Source organism: Pseudolysinimonas sp., from assembly GCF_044239695.1.
Taxonomy (GTDB): domain Bacteria; phylum Actinomycetota; class Actinomycetes; order Actinomycetales; family Microbacteriaceae; genus Pseudolysinimonas_A.
The window spans coordinates 1-23,333 of the sequence record NZ_JBIIAW010000043.1; the positions used below are offsets into that span (position 1 = coordinate 1).

Here is a 23,333-nt window from a genome sequence, read left to right on the forward strand (position 1 = left end):
GGCTGATGCCGCCCCTGACGCCGGGCTCGCACTGCCTGGGCAAGGGGTGCGATCACGACTCCGCCCGCACGGCGGCGGTCGCGCATCCGGCCGCCGCCGTGCGGGGTCGTCGGGTCCGCGGCGGGACGCACGTGCGCAGCGCGGCGACGGCGGCCACCGGGCGACGCTCCGCCTAAGCGCCTCCGGCCACGTACGGGGTCGTCGTCGTGAGGGCGACGAACCCGAGCCGTGCGAGGATCGGCCGGCTCATGTCGGAGGCGTCGACCTGCAGGTATCGGTACCCGGCGTCCCGCGCGACGGCCGCGCGGCGGGCGACGAGGGCGCGGTAGATGCCGCGACCGCGGAAGGCTTCGAGGGTCGACCCGCCCCACAGCGACGCGAACTCGGTGCCGGCGCGCAGGACGAGCCAGGCGGCCGACACCAGGCGCTCGCCGTCGTCGGCCACCAGCACCCGGAAGCCGTCGGGCCCGAGGCGCTGCGCCTGATCGCGGAGGTCGTCGGCGATCCAGGTCCAGTCGTCATCCCAGATCTCGGTGTGCAGCTCGCCGATCGCCCGGAAGTCGGCGGGATCGGTCGTCTCGCGGATCGTCACCCCGTCGACCTCCGCCGGGTGACCGCTCAACGCGTCGACGGATCCCACGACGACCGTCTCGCGCTCCTCGGCGACGAACCCCGCCGCCTCGAGCCGCGCGGTCAGGTCGGCCGGCTCGTCGTACGCGTAGGTCTTCCACTCGACCTGGATGCCGCGAGCGGCGAAGTGGTCCCGCTGCCGGGCGATGAGCTCGTCGAGGGCGGCGCCGCGCACCCCCGTATCCGAGGGCGCCGCGATGAAGCCGCCGTGCGGGTACTCGACCCGTACGACCGGCCCGTCGCGCTCCGCCGGCGCTCCGTCGAAGTCATCCCGCGCCCGGGCCCGCTCGAAGCGCTCCAGCAGGTCGGCCACATCGAGGTCGCTCACAGCACCCGAGCCTAGTAACGGCTATTTGCCCGAAATGGCCCCATCCGCGTCAGCGAAGGGGCCATTTCGGGCAAATAGCGATTCGTGACCTCGGGCGTCAGTCGAGCCGGCCGACCGAGAGGACGCGGATGACGGCGACGCCCTCGTCGGCGGAGGCGGCGAGGTCGACCTCCGCCGTGATCCCCCAGTCGTGATGAGCGGCCGGGTCGTCGAGGATCTGCCGCACGACCCAGCGCTCCGGCTCCTCCTCGACGAGCAGCCGTGCCGCGCTGCGGGCATCCGGTCCGGTGCCGATCGTGTCGTGCTCGGCGTAGTAGTCGTCGAGCGCCTGCGCCCAGTCCACCCCCGGATCGAGCGCGAGCAACTCGTCGTCGCGCTGCAGCGCCGCGGCCTGCACCCGGCGCCACAGGGCGTTGCGCACGAGCACCAGGAACGCACGGCGATTCGTCACGACCGACGTCGGCGGGGGCGGCAGCACGGGCTTCTCGCCGACCAGCTCCGCCGGGTTCTGCAGCGCCGTCCACTCGTCGAGCAGGCTCGAGTCGACCTGGCGCACGAGTTCGCCGAGCCACTCGATGAGGTCGTGCAGCTCCTCGGTCTTCACCTCGTCGGGGATCGTCTGCCGCGCGGCGCGGTAGGCGTCGGACAGGTAGCGCAGTACGAGCCCCTCGCTGCGACCGAGTTGGTAGAACTGCACGTAGTCCGAGAACGACATCGCCCGTTCGTACAGGTCGCGCACGACCGACTTCGGTGACAGCGCGAAGTCCCGCACCCAGGGCTGCGACGAGGCGAAGGTCTCGAAGGTCTGCTCGAGCAGCTCCTCGAGCGGCTTCGGCCAGGTCACCGACTCCAGCAGCTCCATGCGCTCGTCGTACTCGATGCCGTCGGCCTTCATCCCGGCGACCGCCTCGCCGCGCGCCTTGAACTGCTGCTGCGACAGGATCGGCCGGGGGTCGTCGAGGGTCGCCTCGACGATGCTGATCATGTCGAGCGCGTAGGTGGGCTGCTCGGGATCGAGCAGTTCGAACGCGGCGAGCGCGAACGGCGACAGCGGCTGGTTGAGCGCGAAGTTGGGCTGCAGATCGACGGTGAGGCGGATGCGGGGCTTGGTGCCCGGGGAGGTGTCGAACCCGCCGCCGGTCTGCTCGACCACTCCCCCGGTGCGCAGGGTGCGGTAGATCCCGAGGGCGCGGCGGGCGAGCTCGCGCTGACGCGCCGGCGGCTCGTGGTTGTCGAACACCAGCGCGCGGACATCCTCGAACGGGTCGCCCCCCTCGCGACCGATCACGTTGATGAGCATCGCGGCCGTGATCTGCATCGACGACGTCAGCGTCTCGGGCTCAGCGGCGATGAGCCGCTCGAACGACGCCGGTCCCCAGGAGACGAACCCCTCGGGGGCGCGCTTCTTCGGGCCGCCCTTCTTGCCACGGGCCTCGGCCTTCTTCGCGGCGAGCACGTTCTCGATCTCGTGCTCCGGCGCTTCCGCGACCACGTCGCCGGCGACGTCGTGGCCCGCCCGCCCGGCTCGCCCCGCGATCTGGTGGAACTCGCGCGCCGACAGGTGCCGCATCTTGACGCCGTCGAACTTGGTGAGCGCGGTGAGCAGCACGGTGCGGATCGGCACGTTGATGCCGACGCCGAGGGTGTCGGTGCCGCAGATGACGCGCAGCATCCCGAGTTGGGCGAGCTGCTCGACGAGCCGGCGGTACTTGGGCAGCATGCCCGCGTGGTGCACCCCGATGCCGGCGCGCACCAGCTTCGACAGCGTCGCACCGAACCCGGGCGAGAACCGGAACCCGCCGATCTCCTCGGCGATGCGGTCGCGCTGCTCGCGCGTCGCCACCTTCGCCGAGAGCAGCGCCTGGGCCCGCTCGACCGCGGCGGCCTGGGCGAAATGCACGATGTAGACGGGCGCGAGGCGTTCCTCGAGCAGCGACTCGACGGTCTCGTGCACGGGCGTCACGAGGTAGCGGTAGTGCAGCGGCACGGGCCGTTCGACTCCGGTGACGTGGGCCACCTCCCGGCCGGTGCGCCGCTTCAGGTCAGCGGACAGGTCGGTGAGATCGCCGAGCGTCGCCGACATCAGCACGAACTGCGCCCGGTTCAGCAGCAGCAACGGGATCTGCCAGGCCCAGCCGCGCTGCGGGTCGGCGTAGAAGTGGAACTCGTCGGCGATGACGACGTCGACATCCGCCGCCGCCCCCTGTCGCAACGCCACATTCGCGAGGATCTCGGCGGTGCAGCAGACGATGGGCGCATCCGGGTTCACGCTCGAGTCGCCGGTGACCATGCCGACGTTCTCGGCCCCGAACACCTCGACGAGGGCGAAGAACTTCTCGCTCACGAGCGCCTTCAGCGGGGCCGTGTAGAACGAGCGGCGTCCCTGCGCGAGCGCGGCGGCGTGCGCGGCGATCGCGACGAGCGACTTGCCCGTGCCGGTAGGGGTGGAGAGCACGAGGTGCTTCTCGAGCACGAGCTCGAGCACCGCCTCCTCCTGTGCCGGGTAGAGCCGCAGCCCCCGACCGCGGGCCCAATCGTCGAACGCCGACACGAAGGCATCCGCGTCCCACGGCGCCGGCAGCGCGGCGACCAGGGCCGTCTCGGGCGACGACGAGGAGGGCTGCATCCTCCGAGTCTGCCCTGTCCCCCGCCGCCCGAACGCCTGCCCCCATCACGGGGTAGACGGTGCGGGTACCCCGAAACGCCCTCAGCGCTTAGAATCAGCTGGGAATCCTGTGTTCAGGCAGGGTCGGGGGCGTGAGGAGCGAACAGTCGTGTCAAACGACGACGTCCGCATCCCCGCGGGCTGGTACCCCGATCCGCTCGGGTTGCCGCAGCTCCGCTGGTGGGACAACCACTCGTGGACCGAGCACACCTCGGATGCCCGCCAGCCCGTCATCCCCGAAACGGTGACCGTTCAGCCGCGCCGCGCCGCCCGGCCCGCCGCCGCCTCCGGCCCGCTGCTCGCCTACGCCGACGACCTCCCGTTCGCCGACGACCTCGCCGACTTCGACGACCTGACGCTGGCGCCCGACCTGGTCGAGCCAAGCCCGACCGAGCTGCCCTCGCGCCGCACCCTGCGCGAGGCCGAGCGTCTCGCCCACGACGACGACGTGGTGCGCGACCTCGCCGGCGACTCGGCTCGCTTCGGCGAACCGCTCGGCGCGCTCGAGGCCCCGGCGCGCGCCGGCGATGCCGTCGAAGCCGACTCTCCCGCGATGCGCTACGCGCGCGCCGCGCGCATCGACGACGCTCCGCGCTCGATGCGCTACGACCTCGACGAGCGCCACGAGGATCTCCTCGGCGAGGCCTCGATCCCGCGCTCGGCGTTCGCGCACGCCAGTTCCTCGACCCGCACCCTCATCCCCGACTTCCCGGAGGAGCAGCACGCGCCGGAGGCCGTCGCCGAAGAGACGACCGAGCGCGTCGTGCGCACGCGCCACGCCGCTCTCACGCACGCCCCGCAGACGACGACGGTGCCGGCCTGGCTCCTCACCCTGCTGCCGATCTACATGCTGCTCGTCGGCATGATGGTGCTGCTCGGCGGCACCGACGCGTCGTTCGCGCCGGTGACGGTGGCGCTCGTCGTGGGCGTGCCGTGGGTGGCCGGCATCGTGGTCGCGTTCATCGACCACCGGATGCTCAGGCGCGGCGGCATGGACCGCCCCGCCCACTGGCTGTGGGCGGTGCTCGGCGCCCCGGTGTACCTGATCGCCCGCCTGGTCTCGACGGTGCGCGAAGCCGGCACCGGGTTCGGGCCGGTGCTCACCTACCTCGTACTCGCGCTCGTCATGGCCGGAGCGGTGCTCGCCGTTCCGGGGCTCGCGATGGAGCTGGCGCCCGCCGCCTTCTCAGCCGAGGCCGAACGTTCCGTCGCCGACGACGGGCGCTCGCTCGGCGCCGACCTCACGATCGACTGCCCCGAGACGCCGCCGCTGCTCGTGCAGCAGTCGTTCTTCTGCACGGCGACCGACGCCGGCGGCGAGTCGTTCCAGGTTCTGGTGAGCCTGCAGCGCTCCAACGGCTGGATCGACTGGCGCGTCGACGACTGGGGCATCTTCAGCATGTGACCTCCGCCCCGTAGGCATCGGGGCGTCGGACACACCCAAACGGGGTCATGAGACACCCAGGGCACATCCCTAGACTGTGGGTACCCCTGCACTACCCATCCCTGCACCTCCCTTCGCATTCGTCCCCCGAGACGTCCCTGCCCCGAAGGAGTACGGCTTGTCCGACCAGGCGACCCGCGTCGTCCCCGCGGGATGGTACGAAGACCCCGCGTCGAGTGCGCACGTGCGGTGGTGGAACGGCCTCGCCTGGACTGAGCACACCACCCTCAAGCCCACACCGACCCCGCGCCCGCAGCCGATGACGGCCTCGTACGGCGACTACGGCGACGGCTTCGGCGACCGGCGCTACGGCGACGGGTTCTCGCAGCAGCAGCAGGATGCCGCCCGCGCCCAGCACGCGGCGGCGCAGCAGGCCGCGGCGCAGGCGCAGACTCAGCAGGTGCCGGCCGGCCAGATCACCACGTCGACCGGATCGACGCACACGCCCGAAACCCTCGCCCGCATCGCCGAAGCCCGCGAACTCGAGCGTCAGTACGGCATCAGCACCGCAGAGAACGACATCATCATGCGTGCCGCGGTCGTCGATCCGGCCGCCGCGACCCGCTCCTCGACTCCGGTCGCCGACGGATACCGCGCGTGGAACGCCGAGCCCGAGCCCGAATACGAGGAGCCCGGAACCGCGACCGCCTCCGTCTGGTTCATCGCGCTCTGGCCGCTGCTGACCCTCGCCGCCGCGGCCGCCGCCGCTTATCTCGCGTTCTACGTGATGCCCGAACCCGCGGTCGCCGGTGTGCCGGTGGTCGCCGCGATCGCGCTCGTCCCGTCGCTGCTCACCCTGATCTGGGCGGCGACGGATGCCCGCAAGCTCCGGTCGCTCGACCACCGTCCGGCCAGTCCTGCCCTCGCGCTCCTCGGGCCGCTCGTCTACCTCATCGCCCGGCGGGCGCGCGTCGCCGGGTCGGGTGCGCTCATCACCCTCATCGTGCTGACGGTCCTCGCGGTGGCGGCTCCGACCGCCGCCTACTTCTCGGGATCGGCCGTGCCGGTCACGAAGGCGCTGGAGATCCAGCAGGCGGTTCAGCAGAAGTTCGTCGGCAGCGGCGAACTCATCTCGGTCGCCTGCCCGGTCTTCGTCGACGACCTCGCCCAGGGCACCCTGTACACCTGCAACGGCGTGCTGCCCGACGGCACGTCGAAGCTCGTCTGGGTGAGCATCGACACCGCCGACGGCGGCTTCAGCTCCGCCCTCGCCGTCAGGTAGTCCTAGCCCCCGCCCGGCCGCCCGTCAACGCGCTGCCGGCCCCCGGCATCCCGGCCTAGCCTCGGGGCATGACCGATCGCATCGTCACGCCCGGATCCGAGATCTCCCCCGACACCCACGTCGGCACCGCGTTCGAACAGGTCCCCGCGGGAGTCTCGGCGGAACCGTCGGACGCGAACCCCGAAGCCCTCGTCGAGGGCAACCGGGTCGCGACCGCGGAGGACATGGAGTAGGCGCCGACACCGAGGAGTTCAGCCGCGCGTCACCGGCGCCTCCTAGGCTGGCGGGGATGCGCATCCTCCTCGTCCGCCACGGCCAGACTCCCGCCAACGTGCGGGGCGAACTCGACACCGCCGCGCCCGGCCCCGGGCTCACCGACCTCGGCGCGCGTCAGGCGGAGGCCGTCGTGGATGCCCTCGGGCACGAGTCGATCGCGGCGATCTACGTCTCGAAGCTACGCCGCACGCACGAGACCGCCGCCCCGCTCGCCGCCGCCCTCGGCCTCACCCCGGTCGAGCTGCCGGGCACGCACGAGATCGAGGCGGGCGACGTCGAGGGCCGCAGCGACCACGACGCCGTGCGCACCTACATGAGCACCGTGTTCGCCTGGGGGTCGGGCGACCCGTCGCCGGCGATGCCCGGCGGCCCCGACGGCCACGCGTTCTTCGCCCGCTTCGACGACGCGATCGCCGGCATCGCCGCGGAGCACCCCGCCGACGCGACGGTCGTCGTGGTGAGCCACGGCGCCGCCATCCGCGTCTGGACGGGGGCGCGGGTAAGCAACCTCGGCGACGGTTTCACCGCCGACAACCACCTCGAGAACACCGGCGTCGTCGTGCTCGAAGGCTCGCCCGAGACCGGCTGGCTCGCGCTGTCCTGGGCCGGGATGCCGGTCGGCGGAGCCGCCCTCGACGACCCGACCGCCGAAGACCCCACGGGCGACCCGCTCGACGACGCCCTCCAAGACTGACCACCCGCGGCGCGGGACTGCGGCCTCGTCGGCGGTCGGCTCTACTCTCGGGGTGTGACCCGGCGGATCCTCTACGCGCGCGTGGAGCAGGTGCGCGAAGGCATCGAGCGACTCGGCATCGACGCGCTCTGGCAGTCGCTCGTCGCCGTGCACGCCCTGCGCGTCGGCGGTCCGGCGACCGCGGCGATCCTCGCCGATCTCCCGCGCCGTGACCCGACCTGGCAGCTCGATCTGCTCGACGGGCTGCAGATGGACGAGCGCTCGGTGCTCTACGAGTACTCGCTCGCCTACGTCGACCGCGTCGACCGCAAAGCGTCGGGCCAGTTCTTCACGCCCGACGACGTCGCGCGATTCCTCGCCGACCGCGCGACGACGTTCCCCGACGGCACCTGGATCGACCCGTGCTGCGGGGTCGGCAACCTGTCGTTCTGGCTCGCCGCCGCGCAGCCCGACCCGGCCGCCTTCGTCGCCGAGCGCCTCGTGCTCGTCGACCGCGACCCCCGCGCGCTGCTGATCGCCCGCGCCCTGCTCGCGACCGAGTTCGCGGTGGATGCCGCGGGCTACGCCGCCCTGGCCGACCGGTCGCGGGTCGCTGACGCCCTCTCCGACGAGCTGCCCGCCTTCGACTTCGCGCTGCTCAACCCGCCGTACGTCGTCGTGCCCCGCGACGACCGTTTCGAGACGGCGGAGGCGCGCGACCTGTACGCCTACTTCATCGAGCGCATGCTCACCCTCGGCCGCGGGGTCGTCGCGATCTCACCCCAGAGTTTCACCGCGGGACGCAAGTTCGCCGACTTCCGCCGGCTGCTCGTGCGCCGGCTCGAGGTGATGGATGTCTACTGCTTCGACAACGTGCCCGACAACGTCTTCCGCGGCGTGAAGTTCGGGTCGCAGAACACCAACCGGGTCAACTCGACGCGCGCCGCCGTGCTCGTCGGGCTCGCCGGAGACCCCGTGGCCGTGCGACGACACCGCATCACCCCGCTGCTGCGCTGGCGGGCCCACGAACGCGACGACCTGTTCGCGGCGGCCGACGACTTCCTCGCCGAGCTTCAGCCCGACGAACTGCGGGCGTTCCCGAAGGTCGGCGCCGCCCTCGTGCCGTTGCACCGGGCGATGCTCCTGGCGCAGACGACCATCGGAGACCTCACGGTGATAGGGCCGACCGCGTATCCGCTCGACGTACCCGTCACCCCGCGGTACTTCCTCTCGGCCGTGCGTCGCGTGCTCGACCGGGGGCACGTGCACCGGCTGTTCTTCGCGACCGCCGAGGACCGCGACCGCGCCGCGGTGGTGCTCAACTCGTCGCTCGCCTACTGGTGGTGGCGCGTCTACGAAGGCGGCATCACTGTCGCCAAGGCCACGCTCGCCTCGGTGCCCGTTCCACTGGAGTCGGCGCCGGCCTCCCTCGTGCGCGCGCTGGAGGCGTCCGAGCGCGACAACGTCGTCGTCAAGCAGAACGCCGGTCGTCGCAACGAGAACGTCAAGCATCCCTGGCGTCTGCTGCGCGACCTCAACCGCGCGGTCGCCCCCGACTTCGTCGACGCCCTCCTCGCCACCCACGCCAACAGTCACCTCGCCTCCCGCGGGTCGAGTGCCCGCGCAGCGGGTGTATCGAGACCCACCCCCGAGAAACGCGCACGGGCCTCCGGATGAGGCTCCCGCTCTGGCCGGCCGGATCCACGAGCGGTTCCCCCGAATTCGACACGCTGCGCGACCACCTACGCGCCGACGACAACCTCCGCGAAGAGCTCGAGGCGGCGCTGCGCGCCAACGTGAACCGCATCGACCCGACCGACCGGGCGAACCGCTTCGGGTCGGGGGCAGCCGTGGAGTGGATCATCGCGGCGGCGGCGTACCAGTCCGGCATCCTCTCGGTGCCCGGCGGCCACAACGCCGACGGCTTCGACCTGCAGTCGCTGCGCGACCAGGTGCGCGGACTGTGGAGTGTGAAGAACACGACGAAGGCGAGCGGTTTCCGGCTGACGAACGGGATGAGCGGCGCCGGCCGCGGGTTCACCGAGGCCGTCATCCTGCTCTCCCCCGCGCTCCCCGGTCTGACCTATGCGCATCCGCAGACGCATCCCGACCTCGCCGCCGCTGTGCAGCAGAAGGACGACCACACCCTCCTGCCCCTGCGCGACGCCCTCCGGCACGCGGAGGAGCACCCCGAGTGCGTGGCGCCGATCCGGATGCCCGTGAACCCGAAGACCGGACGCGACGACCCGTGGATGGACTACGTGAAGTCGCTGCTCGAGCCGCAACGCTTTCCGCGCCTCTCGAAACTCTTCGTCGACGCGACCCCGGCGGCCCGGTCGCTGGCGGGTGAGATCGTCGAACTCGCGAGACTCCGGGATGCCGGCACCCTCACCGAAGCGCAGTTCGAGTCCCTGGTGGCCCGCCTCGCGCACACCGCGGGTTGAGTGCCCGCCGGGGCGCTAGTCGGAGTCGATCTTCTCCAGCAGTCGCTTCGCGGCGCGGGCGATCTCGTCGTGGTCGAATTGCGCGGCTCGGGATTCGAGGGAGATGACGGCGCAGCGGTGGATGGCGCGGAAGTCGCCGAACGGGAACGAGAACCGGCCTTTGCTCTCCTCGGAGTGCTGGCGATCGACGCCGAGGTGCCACGCCGCGTAGGCATCCCCGCCTTCTCGATCGCGGAAGCGGTTCTCGTCGTCGGCGGAGGGCGCGTGCTCGCTCCAGTCGTCGCGTTCGTCGCGCACGCCTTCCCTTCGGCGATGAGCTTCTTGGCGTGTTTCAGGGCGTCGCGGTTGAGGGAGATCACCATGCCTCCGGTCTACGCCGCACCCTCGGGCCGGGCCATCGGTTGACAAGGGCCGGAACTCTAGCCGGGTGGACAGGTCGTGTCACCCCCCTTCCGGATCCGCCGGGCATGGCTTGAGGTGGGATGAGGACTCCCCCGCCCCGTGAGGCATCCGACGAGGGAGCTGGAAGGACACGCATCATGGGACGCCACAGCATGGATTACCAGCCGCCGGCCGATCAGGCCACGACGCCGGACCTCTCGATCGCCCCTCCCGGCGAACCGGTGGACCCGGGAGTCCCCGGTGCGCCCGACGCGCCGGGATACCCCGACGCCCCCGGATCACCCGACGCGCCGTCGACGGTCCCCACCGAGCCGCCGCCGATCGCTCCGGATGAGCCCGACGATGGCGCGTCGGCGCGCACGGGCACCTGGCACCTCGGCGGAACGGACGTGCTCTGATGGGCGCGAAGCCGGGCACGAGCGACCAGGACGGGCAGTTCGACAGCCAGGACATGCCGACGACCGACGGTCAGATGGCGAGCAACACCTCGGAAGAGATCATCCCGCCGAAGGCCGACGACGACCCCGGCGCCTGAGGTCCCGCCTGTGGTCTGAGCCACCTCGCGGGCTTGACTTCCTAATCTACATATCTAGACTAGCGGGATGACGGCTCCCCAGCGACTGACCGCGCCCACGATCGAGGTGCTGCACGCACTGCTCGATGCCACCGATCCCGTGTGGGGTCTGCAACTGGTGAAGATCACGGGCCGACCGACCGGCACGGTGTATCCGATCCTCAGCAGACTCGAGGATGCCGGTTGGCTCGCCGCCGACTGGGAGGCCGAGAGCGACCACCCGGGTCCCCGCCGTCGGCTCTACCGTCTGACTGCGGAGGGCGAGGTCGAGGGCGCCAAGGCGATCGCCGAGTATCGGGTGCGGGCTGCCGCGCGGGCCGCCGGCCGACCCGCTCTGGGTGGCGCGGCGACCGCGGTGACGGCGTGAGCCCCGCCATGAGATTCGACGAACGGGTGGTGCGGCTCGCCGCGGCCACGCTCCCCCGCCGGGTGCGCGACATCCGCCGCGAGGAGTGGCTGGCCGACCTGGAGCACGCGGACGAGCTCGGCATCCCGCGCCGCGATGTCGCGTTCGGCGCTGTCACCTCGGCGCTCACCGCGCGGCCGCACTCCGCGATGTCGGCGCGTCGTCGTCTGGCGATCGGCGCGGCCGTCGTCGGCGGTGCGCTCGTCGCGACGCCCGTCGTCGCCGTCGCGGCGTACGCGTTCGACAACGCGCGCGGCATCGTGACGGTCGAGCAGGATGCCGACGGCACCGAGCAGACCGTCTTCTGGCGGGAGTATCCGGGCATCGCGGGTCTCGACGCCGACGAGCTGCTCGACGGTCCGACCCTCGAGGAGGGCATCGCGACCGGCGAGGCGATGGTCGCGGAGATGCGGGACGCGCTCACCGCCGAGTTCGGCCTGGAGTGGGCGCCGCCGCCGATCGATGAGCTGACGGTGATCCGCACCGAGAACCACTTCGGTGGCTTCTCGATGCTCTATGTGGTGAACGCGCCGACGTCGCAGACCACGACCGTGCCGCGCGCCTGGGCCGACAAGGAGCGGGCGATCGCGATCATCGGCGAGGTGGCGGCCCGCTACGGCTTCGGCGAGCCGACGCTCGACCCGTACGGTTCCGAGGAGTCGACGGAGGACCGCATCCGCGATCTCGGCGGGGCGACTCCCGCCGAGCAGGTGGTGGTGTCGGGCATGGTCCCCGGACCCGCCGGACAGTGGCTGTGGTTCAGTTTCCAGGACCTCGCGAACGACACGACGGGTCGCTTCACCGAGCAGGCCGACCAGAGCGCCGAGCACGGCTGGGAGCGCGAGTCGATCTCGCTCGGCTACGGCGCCAACGGCCTCCTGCCCGAGGAGGATCGTGCCGAGTTCATCGAGCGTCTCGCCCCCTTCGCCGGCTACGCGCAGCCCGAGCCACAGGTCAGCTGACGCGACCGCCGACGGCATCCCGAGCGTGGACGGGCCGATGCACCACCCGGCCGACCCTCGCGAGGGCTGCCCCGATCAGCGCGCCGGCGAGGGCTCCGAGGCCGTTGGCGACGAGGTCGCGCGGGTCGGACACCCGCGGCGTCCACACCTGGAGCACTTCGATCACGACCGACACCCCCGCACCGAGCACGGCCGCCCCGAACCACCCGAGTCGCGGCACCGCGAGCCGCAGCAGCAGCCCGAGCGGAACGAACAGCAGGATGTTGGCGACGAACTCGGGCGACGTGACCCGACTCCACGTGTCCGGGTCGAGCCAGGTGCTGAGCGACAGCACGTCGTAGTCGCCCTGCGTCGGCCGGGTGCGCCAGAGCGTCGGGCCGAGGGTGATGACCCCGACGAGCACGAGGTATGCCGCCGCGAGCACGGCGAACGGGATCGAGCGTCGGGTCATGCTCTGATCTTCGGGGGCGGATGCTCGGTGATCGCTGGACGTCGACCGGGAGATCTCCCCGCGCGGGCGACATGTTCGCGGATAGCCCGGGACTTGCTGACGAGCAACGTGGGCGGCCGCCCGGTGCCGGATGGAAGTTCGAGCCAGTAGCGTCCCGCTCGGAGCCGGATCACCCAGCCCTCGTTGTGCAGCCGGAGGTGGTGGTGGCGGCAGAGCAGCACGCCGCGGTCGAGGTCGGTGCGGCCACCGTCGGTCCAGCGGTCGATGTGGTGGGCTTCGGTCCAGGACGGCGGCCGGTCACACCCTTCCCACAGGCATCCCCCGTCGCGGATCGCGAGGGCGACGCGCTGCCGAGCGGAATAGAGCCGTTGCTCGCGTCCGAGGTCGAGCACCCGGCCGTCGGGGTCGAGGGATGCCTTCTGGGTGCCGTGGGCGCAGGCGAGAGCTTCAACGGTGGTGAGGGCGATCGCTTCGCCGGACCCTTCGATCAGCCCATGCCCGCTGCCAGAGGTGAGGTCGTCGAGCGGCACGATCACCCGCACCGCCGGGGTGCCGCGGCCGACGAGCACGTCGGAGTCGAGCGACGCGGCCTGGCGCAGCAGCTCGGCGAACGCGTCGGAGGCGAGTTGCTCGACGGTGCGCTCATCCTCAGCGATGCGCGACGCCCGAGCGGCTGCCGCGGAGTCGACGAACCGTGGCCCACCCCGGCGGGGCGAGGTCGCGCGGTCGTAGATCTCGTCGACGATCCCGGCGGTGAGCGGGTCGTAGTCCCAGATGATGCGCTTCATCCCGTCGCGCAGGTCGATGCGCCGGATCGACCGACGCCCCCGCAGCACCGCTTCCCGCCCGGCGATGCCGGCCTCGTCGAGTTCATCGCGCACCTCCCGCGCGCGCTTCAGCAACCGGTCGGGATCGAGGGTCGATGCCTCTTCGCACAGCAGCACGGTCGCTTCGTCGACGAGCCGAGGGTCGGCCGCGGCGCCGTCCAACCCTGCGCGGATCGCATCCGCCGCCGGCACCGACACCGACCCGTCGAGCACCGCATCCCCGAGCACCGAGTCGACCTGGGTGAGCCGCCCGACTCGCACCGCTGTGACCACATCGCGCCCGCGGGCTCCGGTGACCCGAGTCAGCAGTTCCTCCGGCGTGCGCGCCCCGGCCCGCCGCGCCAACCCGGCAGCCCCCAGCTCGTGGGAGGACCGCCGATCGAGTTCCCCCGCCGCGAGCGCCAGGTGCGCGTCGGCGAGATGCCGCGCCTCTCCCGCCAGCTCCACGAGCGACAGCAGCGCGTCATCCGACACCGTTCCGTACGACGACCGCGGCACGTCGCGCAGCACCGCGACAGCGGCGGCGAGAGTCGGCGCGTCGAGAGTCGGTGCGGTCATGGGATCAATCCTTCCGATCTCCATTCTCCCGACTCGAACAAACTTCCGAAAGTACAAGAAGTCGAGCACGAGCGCCCTGTGGAGGACTCACCGCGAGGAGGAAGAAGACCGCCGATCCACCAGCAACCGCACCAACGCGACGACGACGAACACCACCCCGAGAATCACCCCGACCGGCGTGACGGCGGCGAACACGATCCCCGCCGTCTGATTCGCCCCCGCGAGTTCCACGGACGTCCCGAACGACCCGCCCCACGCCCGCAGGAACACCCCGGCCGCGACCACCCCGACGACGACCGCCAGCCCCGCGATGAACGACCCCCAGCCGACATCCACGAACCCCCGCACGATGCCGACGATCGCGAGCCCCGCGCCGAGCGGCAGCAGCAACCCGAGGAGCACCGAGGATGCCGACAGCACGACGGTCGCGAGCAGGTCAACGGGCATCCCCTCACGGTACGGGCCGAAGTACGGTGAGCACATGAAGACCTTCACCCTTCCGGGCACCGACATCGTCGCCCCGAACGTCGTCGCGGGCATGATGCGCATCCAAGACAAGTCCGACGACGAGGTGAAGACTCTCGTGCGAACGGCACGGGATGCCGGCATCGACTTCTTCGACCACGCGGATGTGTACGGCACCGATCTGCACGGCTGCGAGCAGCGGTTCACCGACGCGCTGCACCTCACTCCGAGCCAACGCGACGAGATCACGATCCAGACGAAGGCCGGCATCGTGCGGGAAGGACCGTACTTCGACTATTCCTACGACCACCTCGTCGCCTCGGTGGAGGGGTCGCTGGCGGCGCTCGACACCGACCGCATCGACATCCTGTTGTTGCACCGCCCCGACGCGCTCGTCGAGCCCGAGGAGGTCGCCCGCGCGTTCGACCACCTGCACGCAGCGGGCAAGGTGCGCTACTTCGGTGTCTCGAACCACACGCCGCGACAGATCGACCTCCTCAAGAAGCACGTCACGCAGCCGCTGGTCGCGAACCAGCTCCAGTTGAGCATCACGCACCAGCCGATCGTGGCGCAGGGCGTGTCGGCGAACATGCTGGCCGAGCAGCAGTCGGTCACGATGGATGGAGGTGGCATCGTCGACTACTGCCGCCTGAACGACATCACCATCCAGGCCTGGTCGCCGTTCCAGGCGGGCTTCTTCACCGGGGTGTTCCTCGACAACCCCGAGTTCCCCGAACTGAACGCCGCGATCGATCGTCTCGCGACGAACTACGACGTGCCCGCCATCGCGATCGCGACCGCGTGGATCACCCGACATCCCGCGAACATGCAGGTCGTGCTCGGAACCACCAGCCCCGACCGCGTGACCGGCGCCGCTCTCGGCTCCGACATCCCGTTGACGCGGGCGGAGTGGTACGAGCTGTTCCGCACCTCCGGCCACCTGGTGCCGTGATGGTCGACTTCACGCAGATGGAACTCGGCGCCTTCGCCGACTGGCGCGACCACTTCGGCGGCTTCCGCCCGGAGACCTCCCGCAGGCGCTCCGCGCCGTGGCCGCCGGGTCGTCGACCACGAGATCCCGTTGCAGTACATCGGGATGACGGCGAACTCGATGCTTCCCGGCGAGCAGGCCGGCTACTGGCACACCCACTCGCAGGTGGAGGAGTTGTACGTCTTCTTCACCGGGCGGGGCGAGATGGGGCTGGATGACGTGGTCGCCCCCGTCACGCCGGGCACCGCCATCCGGGTGGGTCAGGATGTCTGGCGCACCTGGCGGGCACTGCCCGACAGCCCGGAACCGCTCACCTGGATCTGCATCCGAGCGGGCGGTTCCGAGTTGGAGCGGATGCCCGGCGACGCCACCCGCGACACCGAGAAGCCGATGCCGTGGTGACCGCCGCGGCTTAGCCCTCGAGCGCGGTGCGCGAGCGACGCGACACGATGACGGCGGCGACTCCGCCGAGCGTCAGCAGCACGGCTCCGATGGTGAGCGGCACCGTCTCGACGCCGGTCTCGGCGAGGAGCGCGGGCCGCGCAGCGGCGAGTGCGGCGAGCCGCTCGGCTTCGACCCGGTCGGCTTCGATCGTCTCGGCGAGGACGCGCTGGGTCGAGGTGATCCGCACGCACGGGCTACCCGCGTTGATGATGTTGTCGTCGAGGGTGACGGCGCCGGCGTTGGTGGCTCCGGCGAGCAGTTGGCCGGTGATCACGGCGCCCTCTTCAGCCGAGATCGAGGTGGCCGCGAGGATGGTGCCGACGAAGTTCGAGTTGACTCCGAGCGTCGCGGAGCTGCCGACCTGCCAGTACACGTTGCAGGCCTGCACGGCGCCGGTGAGCTGCACCTGGCTGCCGGAGGTGACGCTCAGTTGCCCCGTGGATGCCTGGAAGATGAAGACGTCGTCGATGCCGCCGTCGAGCACCATGATGCCGTCGAGCAGCAGGTCGCTGCCCGAGAAGTACACGCCGGCGCCGTACGGGGTGACCCGGGCGGCGAGGTTGACGGTGCCGACGACATCCGTCGCGTCGGTGTTGGCGACGATCACGTAGGCGGTGTTGAGGTCGAGGTCGGCGGCCGCTGCGGCGGTGTCGGTGACGTGGATGTCGCCGCTCACCTGCACGACGAGCAACTGCTGGTCGGTGCCGGTGGTGAGGGCGACGTCGCCGGTGACGACGGTGCCGTTCGTGGCGGTCTCGGTGATCTCGTCGGACGCGATGATCGCGTAGTCCTCGGCGGTGCCGAGGAAGTCGTCATCCCCCGGTTCGGCGGCGTTGGCGACCATCGGAGCGAAGAGCACCGCGGCGGCGATGGCGGTGACGGTGGTCAGCGCGAGGACGGCCGGTCGAGCGGAGCGTGTGGAGGTGCGGGTGCGATGGAACATGGCGGTTGCCGACTTTCTCAGTTTGGTGATGAACACCGGACATGAGCGGCAAAGGCCAGAGCCTTAGGGGGATGCTGCTGATGAGTGGCGGTCCGCGAATCGAACCGCCGCGATGGATGTCAGCCGTCACCCGGAGAGAGAAGAGAAGGGCCCCCCGGCCTTCGACTAATTGTGTCCCTCGAAAGAGTCACGTGTTCGCACCGTACGGCACGAATGGCGCGGAATACGAGTCTGTGAGAAATCGACGAAACTCCCAGGTCGGCCTCGGGGTGCTAGCGAGATCCGCCGGCCTCGACGCGCGCGATGATCGCGTCGATTCGGCGTCGCGCCTCCCCCGGTCCGACGACGGCGATCGGTGCGCTGTCGTCGGTCACGCCCCAGGGCACGAGCACGTCGAAGTCGAGCTCACGCACGAGAGCGAGACTGTCGAGGTATGCGCGACGCAGACTCGGGTCGAGCACGACCGCTTTCCACTCCCCGTGCTCGATCCAGAGGAAGTCGCCGGTGAAGAGGAACCGGTGGATGCCGGCATCCCATAGGTATGACGTCGTGCCGGCCGTGTGTCCCGGCGTCGGGATCACCTCGAGGTCGCCGCCGAGCACGCTGCGCTCCGCGAAGGTGCCGGCGATGGGCAGGGATCGGGCGGTCTCGCGTTCGTCGCGTTCGTGCACCCAGACCGGAACGTCGAGGTTTGGCGGTCCGTACATCCCCTCGTGGGCGTGATTGACGAGCAGTCGGCGCGGCGTGCCGAGTTCGCGGATCTCGTGGGCCGCCTCGCTGATGCCCGGCGAGTTGTAGACGATCGTGGGACCGCCGTCGCCGGCGAGCACGAACGATCGCACGACGACGTTCGCCTGATAGGGAAGGCGCGCGGTCGGGGTGGCGAGGAGCCCGTCGATCGGGGCGGTGAGTGTGCTGGTCATGCAAGATCCTTCGCGGTCAGCGGGCCCGGCCGAGGCAGGCGGCGACGTCGGTGAACGTCAGCGGCAGCGGCGCCAGCGGCGGGATGCCGGGCTGGGGCCGGGTGCCGTCGAGCAACAGCTGCGCGTATCGGCGCCACAGGTCGGGGTCGGTCTCGCGGGTGATGTCGGCGACGGTGCCGACCATGTAGCCGAGGAGGCAGACCTCGTCGGCGGAGAATCCGGCCCGCAGCTCACCCGCGCGGATGGCGCGTGCAACGAGGTGCTCGACCGCGGGCAGAAAGCGCCGGCCGAGTTCGTCGGCGAACCGGGTGTTGCGACCGGGCGAGGTGAGGATGGCGTCGAGCCCGCGGTCGACGGCGCGCTTCTGCATGAGACCGAGGAGGAGGGCACGGAAGGCGTCGCCGGCATCCTCGATCTCACCGGCGGCGTCGGCGAGCGCGACCATCGCGGCGATCTTCTCGTCGAAGAGCGCGTCGAGCAGGGCGTCTTTGTCGGCGAACTTGCGATAGACCGTGCCGACGCCCACCCCGGCTTCCCGCGCGACGTCGCCGAGGGTGGCCGCTGCCCCGCGTTCGGCGAACAGGCGCGCCGCGGCCTCGAGAACGCGACCCCGATTGCGTTCGGCGTCGCGACGCGTGCTGGTGGTGACGGTGGTCATCCGGCCACGCTAGCCAAACGGAACCGGATAGTCCAGTTCCGTTTTACGCGAGAGCGAGACGAGATCTCCGCTCCTCGGGCGCAGCGCCTCGCGTCTCCCGACGACCTTCCGCAGGCCGGCAGCCTCAGCGCGCGCCGGCGCGTTCCCCCGTGACATCCTCGGGGGTCGCATCCCGCGCCTGCAGCACGCCCGAGTAGAAGTCGATCTTGCGGTTGAGGGTCTCGAGATGCTCGGCATCCTGAGCCATCCGCTCGACGAGCGCCGACCGGTAGCCGGTGAGCACCTCGACACGCTGCGGAATCGTGTGGTCACCGGCCCAGGTCAGGGTGACGAACGCCTTCGCCTCGCGGATCGGCATCCCCGTCGCCCGCAGCAACTGCAGGAACTTCACCCAGCCGATGTCGTCGTCGGTGTAGCGGCGGTGCCCGCTCGACGCCTTCGCGATCGGCGGCAGCAACCCCTCCCGCTCGTAGTAGCGCAGCGTGTGCTTCGTCAGTCCGGTGCGGGCCGCCGCCTCGTCGATCGAGTAGTCGTCCATGCCGACACCGTACGGCTTCGAGTGCGCTCGAAGTCCAGGATCTCGGGCGGGGTTTGCGCGGGGTTTGACTTCGAGTGCGCTCGAATTCGTACCTTCGCCGCATGACACACATCGAAATGTCCAAAGACCTCTATCCCGAATTGCTGATCGCCGCGCTGCGTGATGAGATGCGGCGCGTTGAGCGTGAGCAAAGGGCACGGGATGCCGCTGCGCAGCGCCGTCGTGACCGGTGGGCCGTTCTGCGTGATCGATTCGTGCAGTGGGCCTCAGGCCGCGGGGAACGCCGCCAGTAGCGTGGCCCACGTGCGGTCGACATCGACACCGCCGGCGACCGTCGATGACACCCGGGAGGCGATCTTCCTCGGCCAGAGCACTTCGACTCCGCAGACCGAGAAGGAACCACCGAACACGGGCCAGTCGGCCTCGACGAAACACAACGCGCCGAGCACGGGCGCGTCGACGACGGCCTCGACCTTCTCCATCTGCCAGACGACACCGTCGACGAGCTTCGTCTGGTCCCGCGAGCCGACGAAGAGACGCTCGATGCGCGGGCGGATGACGCCGCCGTCTACCCGAAGCGTCGGCCGCCCCTTGTACTTCTTCGCGTCGATGACCCACACGCCGTCGCGCGTCACCACCAGGTGATCGATGTTGGCGCGCGTGCCGGCGATTCGACGATCATGCGCGACCCGCACGTGTGCGGAGGCGACGCGATCGAGTTCCCGGGCTACGCGCTCCTCGCCCGCGGCACCGGTGCTCCACGCTCTCGTGCTCTGTCGTTCTGGCGTCAGCGCGACAGCGAGTCCGCCGAGCCGTCCCCAGTCCTGGCGCAGCCGCGCTTCGTCCCGCGCCCGCCGCCGTTCGTACTGCCGACGCGCTGACGCGCCCGCGGCGCCTTCGAAGTCCGCCAAGAGAACCCCCGATCCCTGAGCCTCAGGCTAGAGATGTGCTCCGTCGGGCACATCACCCCCGTGGTGGGGCCGGGCCGCGCCATCCCGCTCATTGCTTGCAAATAATAACGCGTCGCGTTATTATTTGACGGTGATCCAGGGGTTCGCCGATCGGGACACCGAACGCGTGTGGCGCCGGGAGCACGTCAAGAAGTTCGGTCCCGACCTGCAACGCATTGCGAATCGCAGACTGCTGATGCTCGATGCGTCCGACAACATCAACGACCTCAGAGTTCCGCCCGGCAACCGCCTTGAGCAGCTGGCGGGAGACCGGAAGGGTCAGCACAGCATCCGCATCAACGACCAGTGGAGAATCTGCTTCACGTGGACATCCGCCGGACCGACCGACGTCGAGATCACCGACTACCACTAGCGAGAGCGACATGACGACCACCGCACACGAGCCGATCCACCCGGGAGAGATCCTTCTCGAGGAGTTCCTGCTCCCCTTGGAGATCACGCAGTACCGCCTCGCCGCGACGATCGGAGTTCCTGCCCGTCGCATCAATGAGATCGTGCATGGCAAGCGCGGCATCTCCCCCGACACGGCGCTTCGCCTTTCGCGGGCTCTTGGCACGTCCGATCGGTTCTGGCTCAACCTTCAGAACCGATACGACCTGGATGTTGCGCGCTCAGGTCACGAGGCCGAGTTCGACAGCATCCCTTCGCTCATCTCGGCTTAGCCCCAAGGCGAACGGCACGGCCCGTCCAGCGCCGCCGCAACCACCGATCGTGACTCGCGACCACAACGGCACCCGGGTAGGACTGCAACGCCTCCTCGAGCTCCACGGCGAGTGCGAGCGACAGGTGGTTGCTCGGCTCATCGAGCAGGAACAGATGCGGCGGATTCGCGATCACCACCGCGAGCGCCAACCGCCGCTGCTGCCCGACTGACAGCGACCCAACCGGGCGATCGATCTGCGCCGGCGGAACCAGCCCAAGCTCCCCGAGCGACGTGATCTCCGCGCGTCTCTCCCCCACCGACCGCCGGTAGATCTCCCGTGGAGTCTCCTCGGCATCCGCGAACCGCACGTCCTGCCGCAGCAGCCCGACTCGCAGCCCGCGCCGCCGGTTCACGGTGCCCGACGTGGGAGACAACTCCCCCGCGAGCACCGACAGCAGCGTCGACTTGCCTGCGCCGTTCGCCCCGGTGATGAGCAGTCGATCGTCGGCCGCGATGGTCAGCCGCTCGAGCGTGAGGCGCCCGTCGACCCGAACGGAGGTCGCATCGATCAGCGGTCCGTCGCTGAGCGCCGACGCCCCCGACGGGATGCCCGCGAACCTCAGCACCGGCGGCGGCTTCCGCACCGCGGTGGATTCGAGCAAGGAGCGACGGCGGTCGGCATCCTTCACCCGTCGGCTGACGGCGGACTGCACCCGCGACCCCTTGAACGCGTGGACGAACTTGTCGTTGTCGGTCGGACCGCGCCCGGCCGCGACATCCCTCTCCGTGGTGTTCACCACCACGGAGAGGCGGGCGAGCTCGTCCTGCTCGGCGCGGTGCTGCTGCTCCCAGCGTTCGCGCTCGCGGCGCTTCTCGTCGAGGTAGTCGCTGAACGTTCCGCCGTAGCGGGTCGCCGTGCGGGAACGGTCGGGATCGAGGTCGACCAGTTCGGTGGCGACCTCGTCGAGGAACGCGCGGTCGTGGCTCGCGAAGAGCACCGGGCCGCGCCATCCCTTCAGTTGCGTCTCGAGGTAGGCGACCGCCTGATCGTCGAGGTGGTTGGTCGGCTCGTCGAGCAGCAGCGCGTCGGGGCGGCTCAGCAGGAGGCCGGCGAGCGCGACGCGGCTGCGCTGCCCGCCCGAGAGTCGGGAGATCGTCGCGGGTTGAGTAGCGCCGAAGGCGCGTATCGAAACCCCCAGGCCATCGAGGATCTCTTCGCGGCGTGCATCCAACGTCCACACCTCGGCGCGTTCGGCCTCCTCTAGGGCGCGCTCGTACCTGCTCTTGCTCGCCGGGGAATCGTCGAGCGCGTCGGCGGCATCCTGGAACTCCCGCTCGATCGCCCGCAGTTCCGCGGTGTAGCCGTCGAGCAGCTCGCGGATCGTGGCGCGCTCGTTGACCGGCGCCTCCTGCCAGAGGATGCCGGTGCGCCTCGGCCGCTCGACGGTTCCGGCATCGGGCGCTTCGACGCCGGCGAGGATGCGCAGCAACGTCGACTTTCCGACGCCGTTCTCGCCGATCAGCCCCGTGCGGGCGTGCGGCGGGACGGTGATGTCGACACCGGTCAGGATGCGGCGGTCGCCGTAGGCGCGGTCGATTCCGCGCGCGACGAGGGGTGGGATGGAGGTAGGCATGAGCACCGGATCTCGGAATCGAGACGACTCCCGCCGGGCTTTGCCTCGGACGCGGGACTTCGGGTGCTCAGGAAATCATTTCGGGAGCGACGGTACCAGAGCACTCCCAACCGTGGCTGTGTCTTCGTCGAGTACCGTCCCTATCTCAATATGCTGAGGTTGCCCGCGCTAACGGAGGAGCCGCATTGGCGAAGCAGATCGAGGTCGTTGGCGCTGTGATCCTCCGCGCAGGTCAGGTTTTGTGCGCGCAGCGAGGCGCCAGCAGCGCCTTGGCCGGAATGTGGGAGTTCCCCGGCGGGAAGGTCGAGCCTGGGGAGACACCTCGGCAGGCTCTCGAACGGGAGATCGTCGAGGAGCTTGAATGTCAGGTGGAGGTCGGCGACGAGATTGTCAGCACGACGTTCGAGTACGACTTCGGAACAGTCACTCTGACGACCTTCTACTGCGAACTCGTAGACGGCGAGCCGATCCTCTCTGAGCACCAGGCGGTTGTCTGGCTTAGCCCCTCGGACCTTGCCTCGCTGGATTGGGCTCCCGCCGACGTACCGGCAGTCGAAAGAATTCGACAGGATCTCGGTAACGGATGACCTTTAGCCTCGATGACCTCGGCGTTTTCGGGAACGACGTCGGCTACGGCTACCTCGATCGCGCAATCCGTGCGCCTCGCAGCTTCCACCCGCAACTCGTCCTCAACACCGAGACGACCTCGATGTTGCGTGCTCTTCGTGACGAACTGAAGCGCTCCAGCTCGTTTACGTTTTCAGTGGCGTTCGTATCGCCGCGGGCGATCGCGCTGCTCAAGCAGGAGCTGTCCGAGTTCGTCGGCTCCGGCACGATCATCACGTCGGACTACCTCGGCTTCAACTCACCGGCAGCCTTCTACGAGCTTCTGAACCTCAGGCGCTTCGGCATTGACGTTCGGCTGCACTCCGAGTCGGCGTTCCACCCCAAGGGGTACGTGTTTCGCGGCAGCGATGGAGTTACCGCGATCCTTGGCAGCTCGAACCTCACCGAAAACGCACTCGTGCGAAATCACGAGTGGAACCTTCGCGTCTCAGCGAGTTACCAAAGCAATCTCGCTGACCAGTTCGTCAACCTTGTCGACGAACAGATCTTGAACTCGGTCCCCCTCACGCACGCGTGGGTGCAGGAGTACGCGGCCACCTACCGGCCGCCTCCAGCACGAATCTCCAGAGTCACGACGGTCGGAGTAGTAGCCGAGCCTGCAGTCCCGAGCGGGATCTCGCCGAACTCGATGCAG

29 protein-coding genes are annotated in these 23,333 nt (G+C 70.1%); 17 read left to right on the plus strand and 12 right to left on the minus strand.

From position 1 onward, the window contains the following. Positions 1–172: 172 nt before the first annotated feature. Both ACILQS_RS08315 and ACILQS_RS08320 read right to left on the minus strand, forming a co-directional pair. A complete protein-coding gene (locus ACILQS_RS08315) occupies positions 173–958 on the minus strand; it encodes a GNAT family N-acetyltransferase (protein ID WP_395639655.1) in 786 nt (261 codons plus the stop codon). Between the two features lie 97 nt (positions 959–1,055). After that, on the minus strand, positions 1,056–3,584 hold the full coding sequence (locus tag ACILQS_RS08320; protein WP_395639656.1) for a DEAD/DEAH box helicase: 2,529 nt from the start codon (positions 3,582–3,584) through the stop codon (positions 1,056–1,058). 148 nt (positions 3,585–3,732) lie between these two features. On the opposite strand from ACILQS_RS08320, the gene ACILQS_RS08325 reads away from it, so the two are divergent. From ACILQS_RS08325 to ACILQS_RS08350, 6 genes are all read left to right on the plus strand, one after another. Next, positions 3,733–5,028: a DUF2510 domain-containing protein gene (locus ACILQS_RS08325; RefSeq protein ID WP_395639657.1), complete on the plus strand. Its 1,296-nt coding sequence runs from the start codon at positions 3,733–3,735 to the stop codon at positions 5,026–5,028. Between the two features lie 157 nt (positions 5,029–5,185). Beyond that, on the plus strand, positions 5,186–6,289 hold the full coding sequence (locus ACILQS_RS08330; RefSeq protein WP_395639658.1) for a DUF2510 domain-containing protein: 1,104 nt from the start codon (positions 5,186–5,188) through the stop codon (positions 6,287–6,289). 68 nt (positions 6,290–6,357) lie between these two features. Further along, on the plus strand, positions 6,358–6,522 hold the full coding sequence (locus ACILQS_RS08335; protein WP_395639659.1) for a hypothetical protein: 165 nt from the start codon (positions 6,358–6,360) through the stop codon (positions 6,520–6,522). A gap of 56 nt (positions 6,523–6,578) precedes the next feature. Continuing rightward, positions 6,579–7,259: a histidine phosphatase family protein gene (locus ACILQS_RS08340; protein ID WP_395639660.1), complete on the plus strand. Its 681-nt coding sequence runs from the start codon at positions 6,579–6,581 to the stop codon at positions 7,257–7,259. Between the two features lie 54 nt (positions 7,260–7,313). After that, complete coding sequence (locus tag ACILQS_RS08345; protein ID WP_395639661.1) at positions 7,314–8,915, plus strand: N-6 DNA methylase; 1,602 nt, start codon at positions 7,314–7,316, stop codon at positions 8,913–8,915. After that, the gene (locus ACILQS_RS08350) at positions 8,912–9,682 is read left to right on the plus strand and encodes a hypothetical protein (protein ID WP_395639662.1); all 771 of its coding nucleotides are present in this window, start codon (positions 8,912–8,914) and stop codon (positions 9,680–9,682) included. Before ACILQS_RS08345 ends, ACILQS_RS08350 begins: the two co-directional genes overlap by 4 nt. A gap of 15 nt (positions 9,683–9,697) precedes the next feature. Here the strand turns inward: ACILQS_RS08350 and ACILQS_RS08355 are convergent, their stop codons facing one another. Beyond that, positions 9,698–9,979 carry a hypothetical protein gene (locus ACILQS_RS08355; protein WP_395639663.1) on the minus strand — a complete coding sequence of 94 codons (282 nt, stop codon included), beginning with the start codon at positions 9,977–9,979 and terminating at the stop codon, positions 9,698–9,700. A 242-nt stretch (positions 9,980–10,221) separates the two neighbouring features. Between ACILQS_RS08355 and ACILQS_RS08360 the strand changes: the two genes are divergently transcribed. From ACILQS_RS08360 to ACILQS_RS08375, 4 genes are all read left to right on the plus strand, one after another. Then, entirely contained in the window at positions 10,222–10,482 is a 261-nt protein-coding gene (locus tag ACILQS_RS08360) for a hypothetical protein (protein WP_395639664.1), read from the plus strand. Next, positions 10,482–10,619: a hypothetical protein gene (locus ACILQS_RS08365; protein WP_395639665.1), complete on the plus strand. Its 138-nt coding sequence runs from the start codon at positions 10,482–10,484 to the stop codon at positions 10,617–10,619. Before ACILQS_RS08360 ends, ACILQS_RS08365 begins: the two co-directional genes overlap by 1 nt. A gap of 67 nt (positions 10,620–10,686) precedes the next feature. Next, on the plus strand, positions 10,687–11,025 hold the full coding sequence (locus tag ACILQS_RS08370; RefSeq protein WP_395639666.1) for a PadR family transcriptional regulator: 339 nt from the start codon (positions 10,687–10,689) through the stop codon (positions 11,023–11,025). Between the two features lie 8 nt (positions 11,026–11,033). Further along, the gene (locus ACILQS_RS08375) at positions 11,034–12,026 is read left to right on the plus strand and encodes a hypothetical protein (RefSeq protein ID WP_395639667.1); all 993 of its coding nucleotides are present in this window, start codon (positions 11,034–11,036) and stop codon (positions 12,024–12,026) included. On the opposite strand, the gene ACILQS_RS08380 is transcribed toward ACILQS_RS08375, so the two are convergent. The 3 genes from ACILQS_RS08380 to ACILQS_RS08390 all read right to left on the minus strand — a co-directional run bounded on the left by ACILQS_RS08380 (position 12,019) and on the right by ACILQS_RS08390 (position 14,309). Then, the gene (locus tag ACILQS_RS08380; RefSeq protein ID WP_395639668.1) at positions 12,019–12,477 is read right to left on the minus strand and encodes a VanZ family protein; all 459 of its coding nucleotides are present in this window, start codon (positions 12,475–12,477) and stop codon (positions 12,019–12,021) included. The genes ACILQS_RS08375 and ACILQS_RS08380 overlap by 8 nt on opposite strands. Continuing rightward, a complete protein-coding gene (locus tag ACILQS_RS08385) occupies positions 12,474–13,862 on the minus strand; it encodes a DUF222 domain-containing protein (RefSeq protein WP_395639669.1) in 1,389 nt (462 codons plus the stop codon). Before ACILQS_RS08385 ends, ACILQS_RS08380 begins: the two co-directional genes overlap by 4 nt. Positions 13,863–13,949: 87 nt before the next feature. Then, a complete protein-coding gene (locus tag ACILQS_RS08390) occupies positions 13,950–14,309 on the minus strand; it encodes a hypothetical protein (protein WP_395639670.1) in 360 nt (119 codons plus the stop codon). Positions 14,310–14,343: 34 nt separating this feature from the next. Here ACILQS_RS08390 and ACILQS_RS08395 point away from each other — a divergent pair, with 34 nt between their 5' ends. Both ACILQS_RS08395 and ACILQS_RS08400 read left to right on the plus strand, forming a co-directional pair. Beyond that, positions 14,344–15,279 (plus strand): aldo/keto reductase family oxidoreductase, encoded by a 936-nt coding sequence (locus ACILQS_RS08395; protein WP_395639671.1) that lies wholly within the window; start codon positions 14,344–14,346, stop codon positions 15,277–15,279. A 144-nt stretch (positions 15,280–15,423) separates the two neighbouring features. Beyond that, entirely contained in the window at positions 15,424–15,720 is a 297-nt protein-coding gene (locus ACILQS_RS08400) for a cupin domain-containing protein (RefSeq protein ID WP_395639672.1), read from the plus strand. Between the two features lie 10 nt (positions 15,721–15,730). Here ACILQS_RS08400 and ACILQS_RS08405 read toward each other — a convergent pair whose 3' ends face one another. From ACILQS_RS08405 to ACILQS_RS08420, 4 genes are all read right to left on the minus strand, one after another. Continuing rightward, positions 15,731–16,705 carry an ice-binding family protein gene (locus ACILQS_RS08405; RefSeq protein WP_395639673.1) on the minus strand — a complete coding sequence of 325 codons (975 nt, stop codon included), beginning with the start codon at positions 16,703–16,705 and terminating at the stop codon, positions 15,731–15,733. 272 nt (positions 16,706–16,977) lie between these two features. Next, positions 16,978–17,628, minus strand: coding sequence for an MBL fold metallo-hydrolase (locus ACILQS_RS08410; protein ID WP_395639674.1), 651 nt, complete (start codon positions 17,626–17,628; stop codon positions 16,978–16,980). 16 nt (positions 17,629–17,644) lie between these two features. After that, the gene (locus tag ACILQS_RS08415) at positions 17,645–18,286 is read right to left on the minus strand and encodes a TetR/AcrR family transcriptional regulator (RefSeq protein WP_395639675.1); all 642 of its coding nucleotides are present in this window, start codon (positions 18,284–18,286) and stop codon (positions 17,645–17,647) included. A 124-nt stretch (positions 18,287–18,410) separates the two neighbouring features. After that, positions 18,411–18,824 carry a MerR family transcriptional regulator gene (locus tag ACILQS_RS08420; RefSeq protein WP_395639676.1) on the minus strand — a complete coding sequence of 138 codons (414 nt, stop codon included), beginning with the start codon at positions 18,822–18,824 and terminating at the stop codon, positions 18,411–18,413. A 101-nt stretch (positions 18,825–18,925) separates the two neighbouring features. On the opposite strand from ACILQS_RS08420, the gene ACILQS_RS08425 reads away from it, so the two are divergent. Continuing rightward, positions 18,926–19,117: a hypothetical protein gene (locus tag ACILQS_RS08425; protein WP_395639677.1), complete on the plus strand. Its 192-nt coding sequence runs from the start codon at positions 18,926–18,928 to the stop codon at positions 19,115–19,117. Here ACILQS_RS08425 and ACILQS_RS08430 read toward each other — a convergent pair. After that, entirely contained in the window at positions 19,091–19,735 is a 645-nt protein-coding gene (locus ACILQS_RS08430) for a nuclease-related domain-containing protein (RefSeq protein WP_395639678.1), read from the minus strand. The genes ACILQS_RS08425 and ACILQS_RS08430 overlap by 27 nt on opposite strands. Before the next feature lie 130 nt (positions 19,736–19,865). Here ACILQS_RS08430 and ACILQS_RS08435 point away from each other — a divergent pair, with 130 nt between their 5' ends. Together ACILQS_RS08435 and ACILQS_RS08440 are read left to right on the plus strand one after the other, a co-directional pair. Continuing rightward, on the plus strand, positions 19,866–20,147 hold the full coding sequence (locus tag ACILQS_RS08435) for a type II toxin-antitoxin system RelE/ParE family toxin (protein WP_395639679.1): 282 nt from the start codon (positions 19,866–19,868) through the stop codon (positions 20,145–20,147). Positions 20,148–20,157: 10 nt separating this feature from the next. Beyond that, positions 20,158–20,457: a HigA family addiction module antitoxin gene (locus tag ACILQS_RS08440; protein ID WP_395639680.1), complete on the plus strand. Its 300-nt coding sequence runs from the start codon at positions 20,158–20,160 to the stop codon at positions 20,455–20,457. On the opposite strand, the gene ACILQS_RS08445 is transcribed toward ACILQS_RS08440, so the two are convergent. Further along, positions 20,444–22,072, minus strand: a complete 1,629-nt coding sequence (locus ACILQS_RS08445; RefSeq protein ID WP_395639681.1) for an ABC-F family ATP-binding cassette domain-containing protein — start codon at positions 22,070–22,072, stop codon at positions 20,444–20,446. The genes ACILQS_RS08440 and ACILQS_RS08445 overlap by 14 nt on opposite strands. Before the next feature lie 185 nt (positions 22,073–22,257). Here ACILQS_RS08445 and ACILQS_RS08450 point away from each other — a divergent pair, with 185 nt between their 5' ends. Together ACILQS_RS08450 and ACILQS_RS08455 are read left to right on the plus strand one after the other, a co-directional pair. Beyond that, positions 22,258–22,659 (plus strand): (deoxy)nucleoside triphosphate pyrophosphohydrolase, encoded by a 402-nt coding sequence (locus ACILQS_RS08450; protein ID WP_395639682.1) that lies wholly within the window; start codon positions 22,258–22,260, stop codon positions 22,657–22,659. After that, the coding region (locus tag ACILQS_RS08455; RefSeq protein ID WP_395639683.1) for a phospholipase D-like domain-containing protein at positions 22,656–23,333 on the plus strand (678 nt) is incomplete at its 3' end. The genes ACILQS_RS08450 and ACILQS_RS08455, both read left to right, overlap by 4 nt.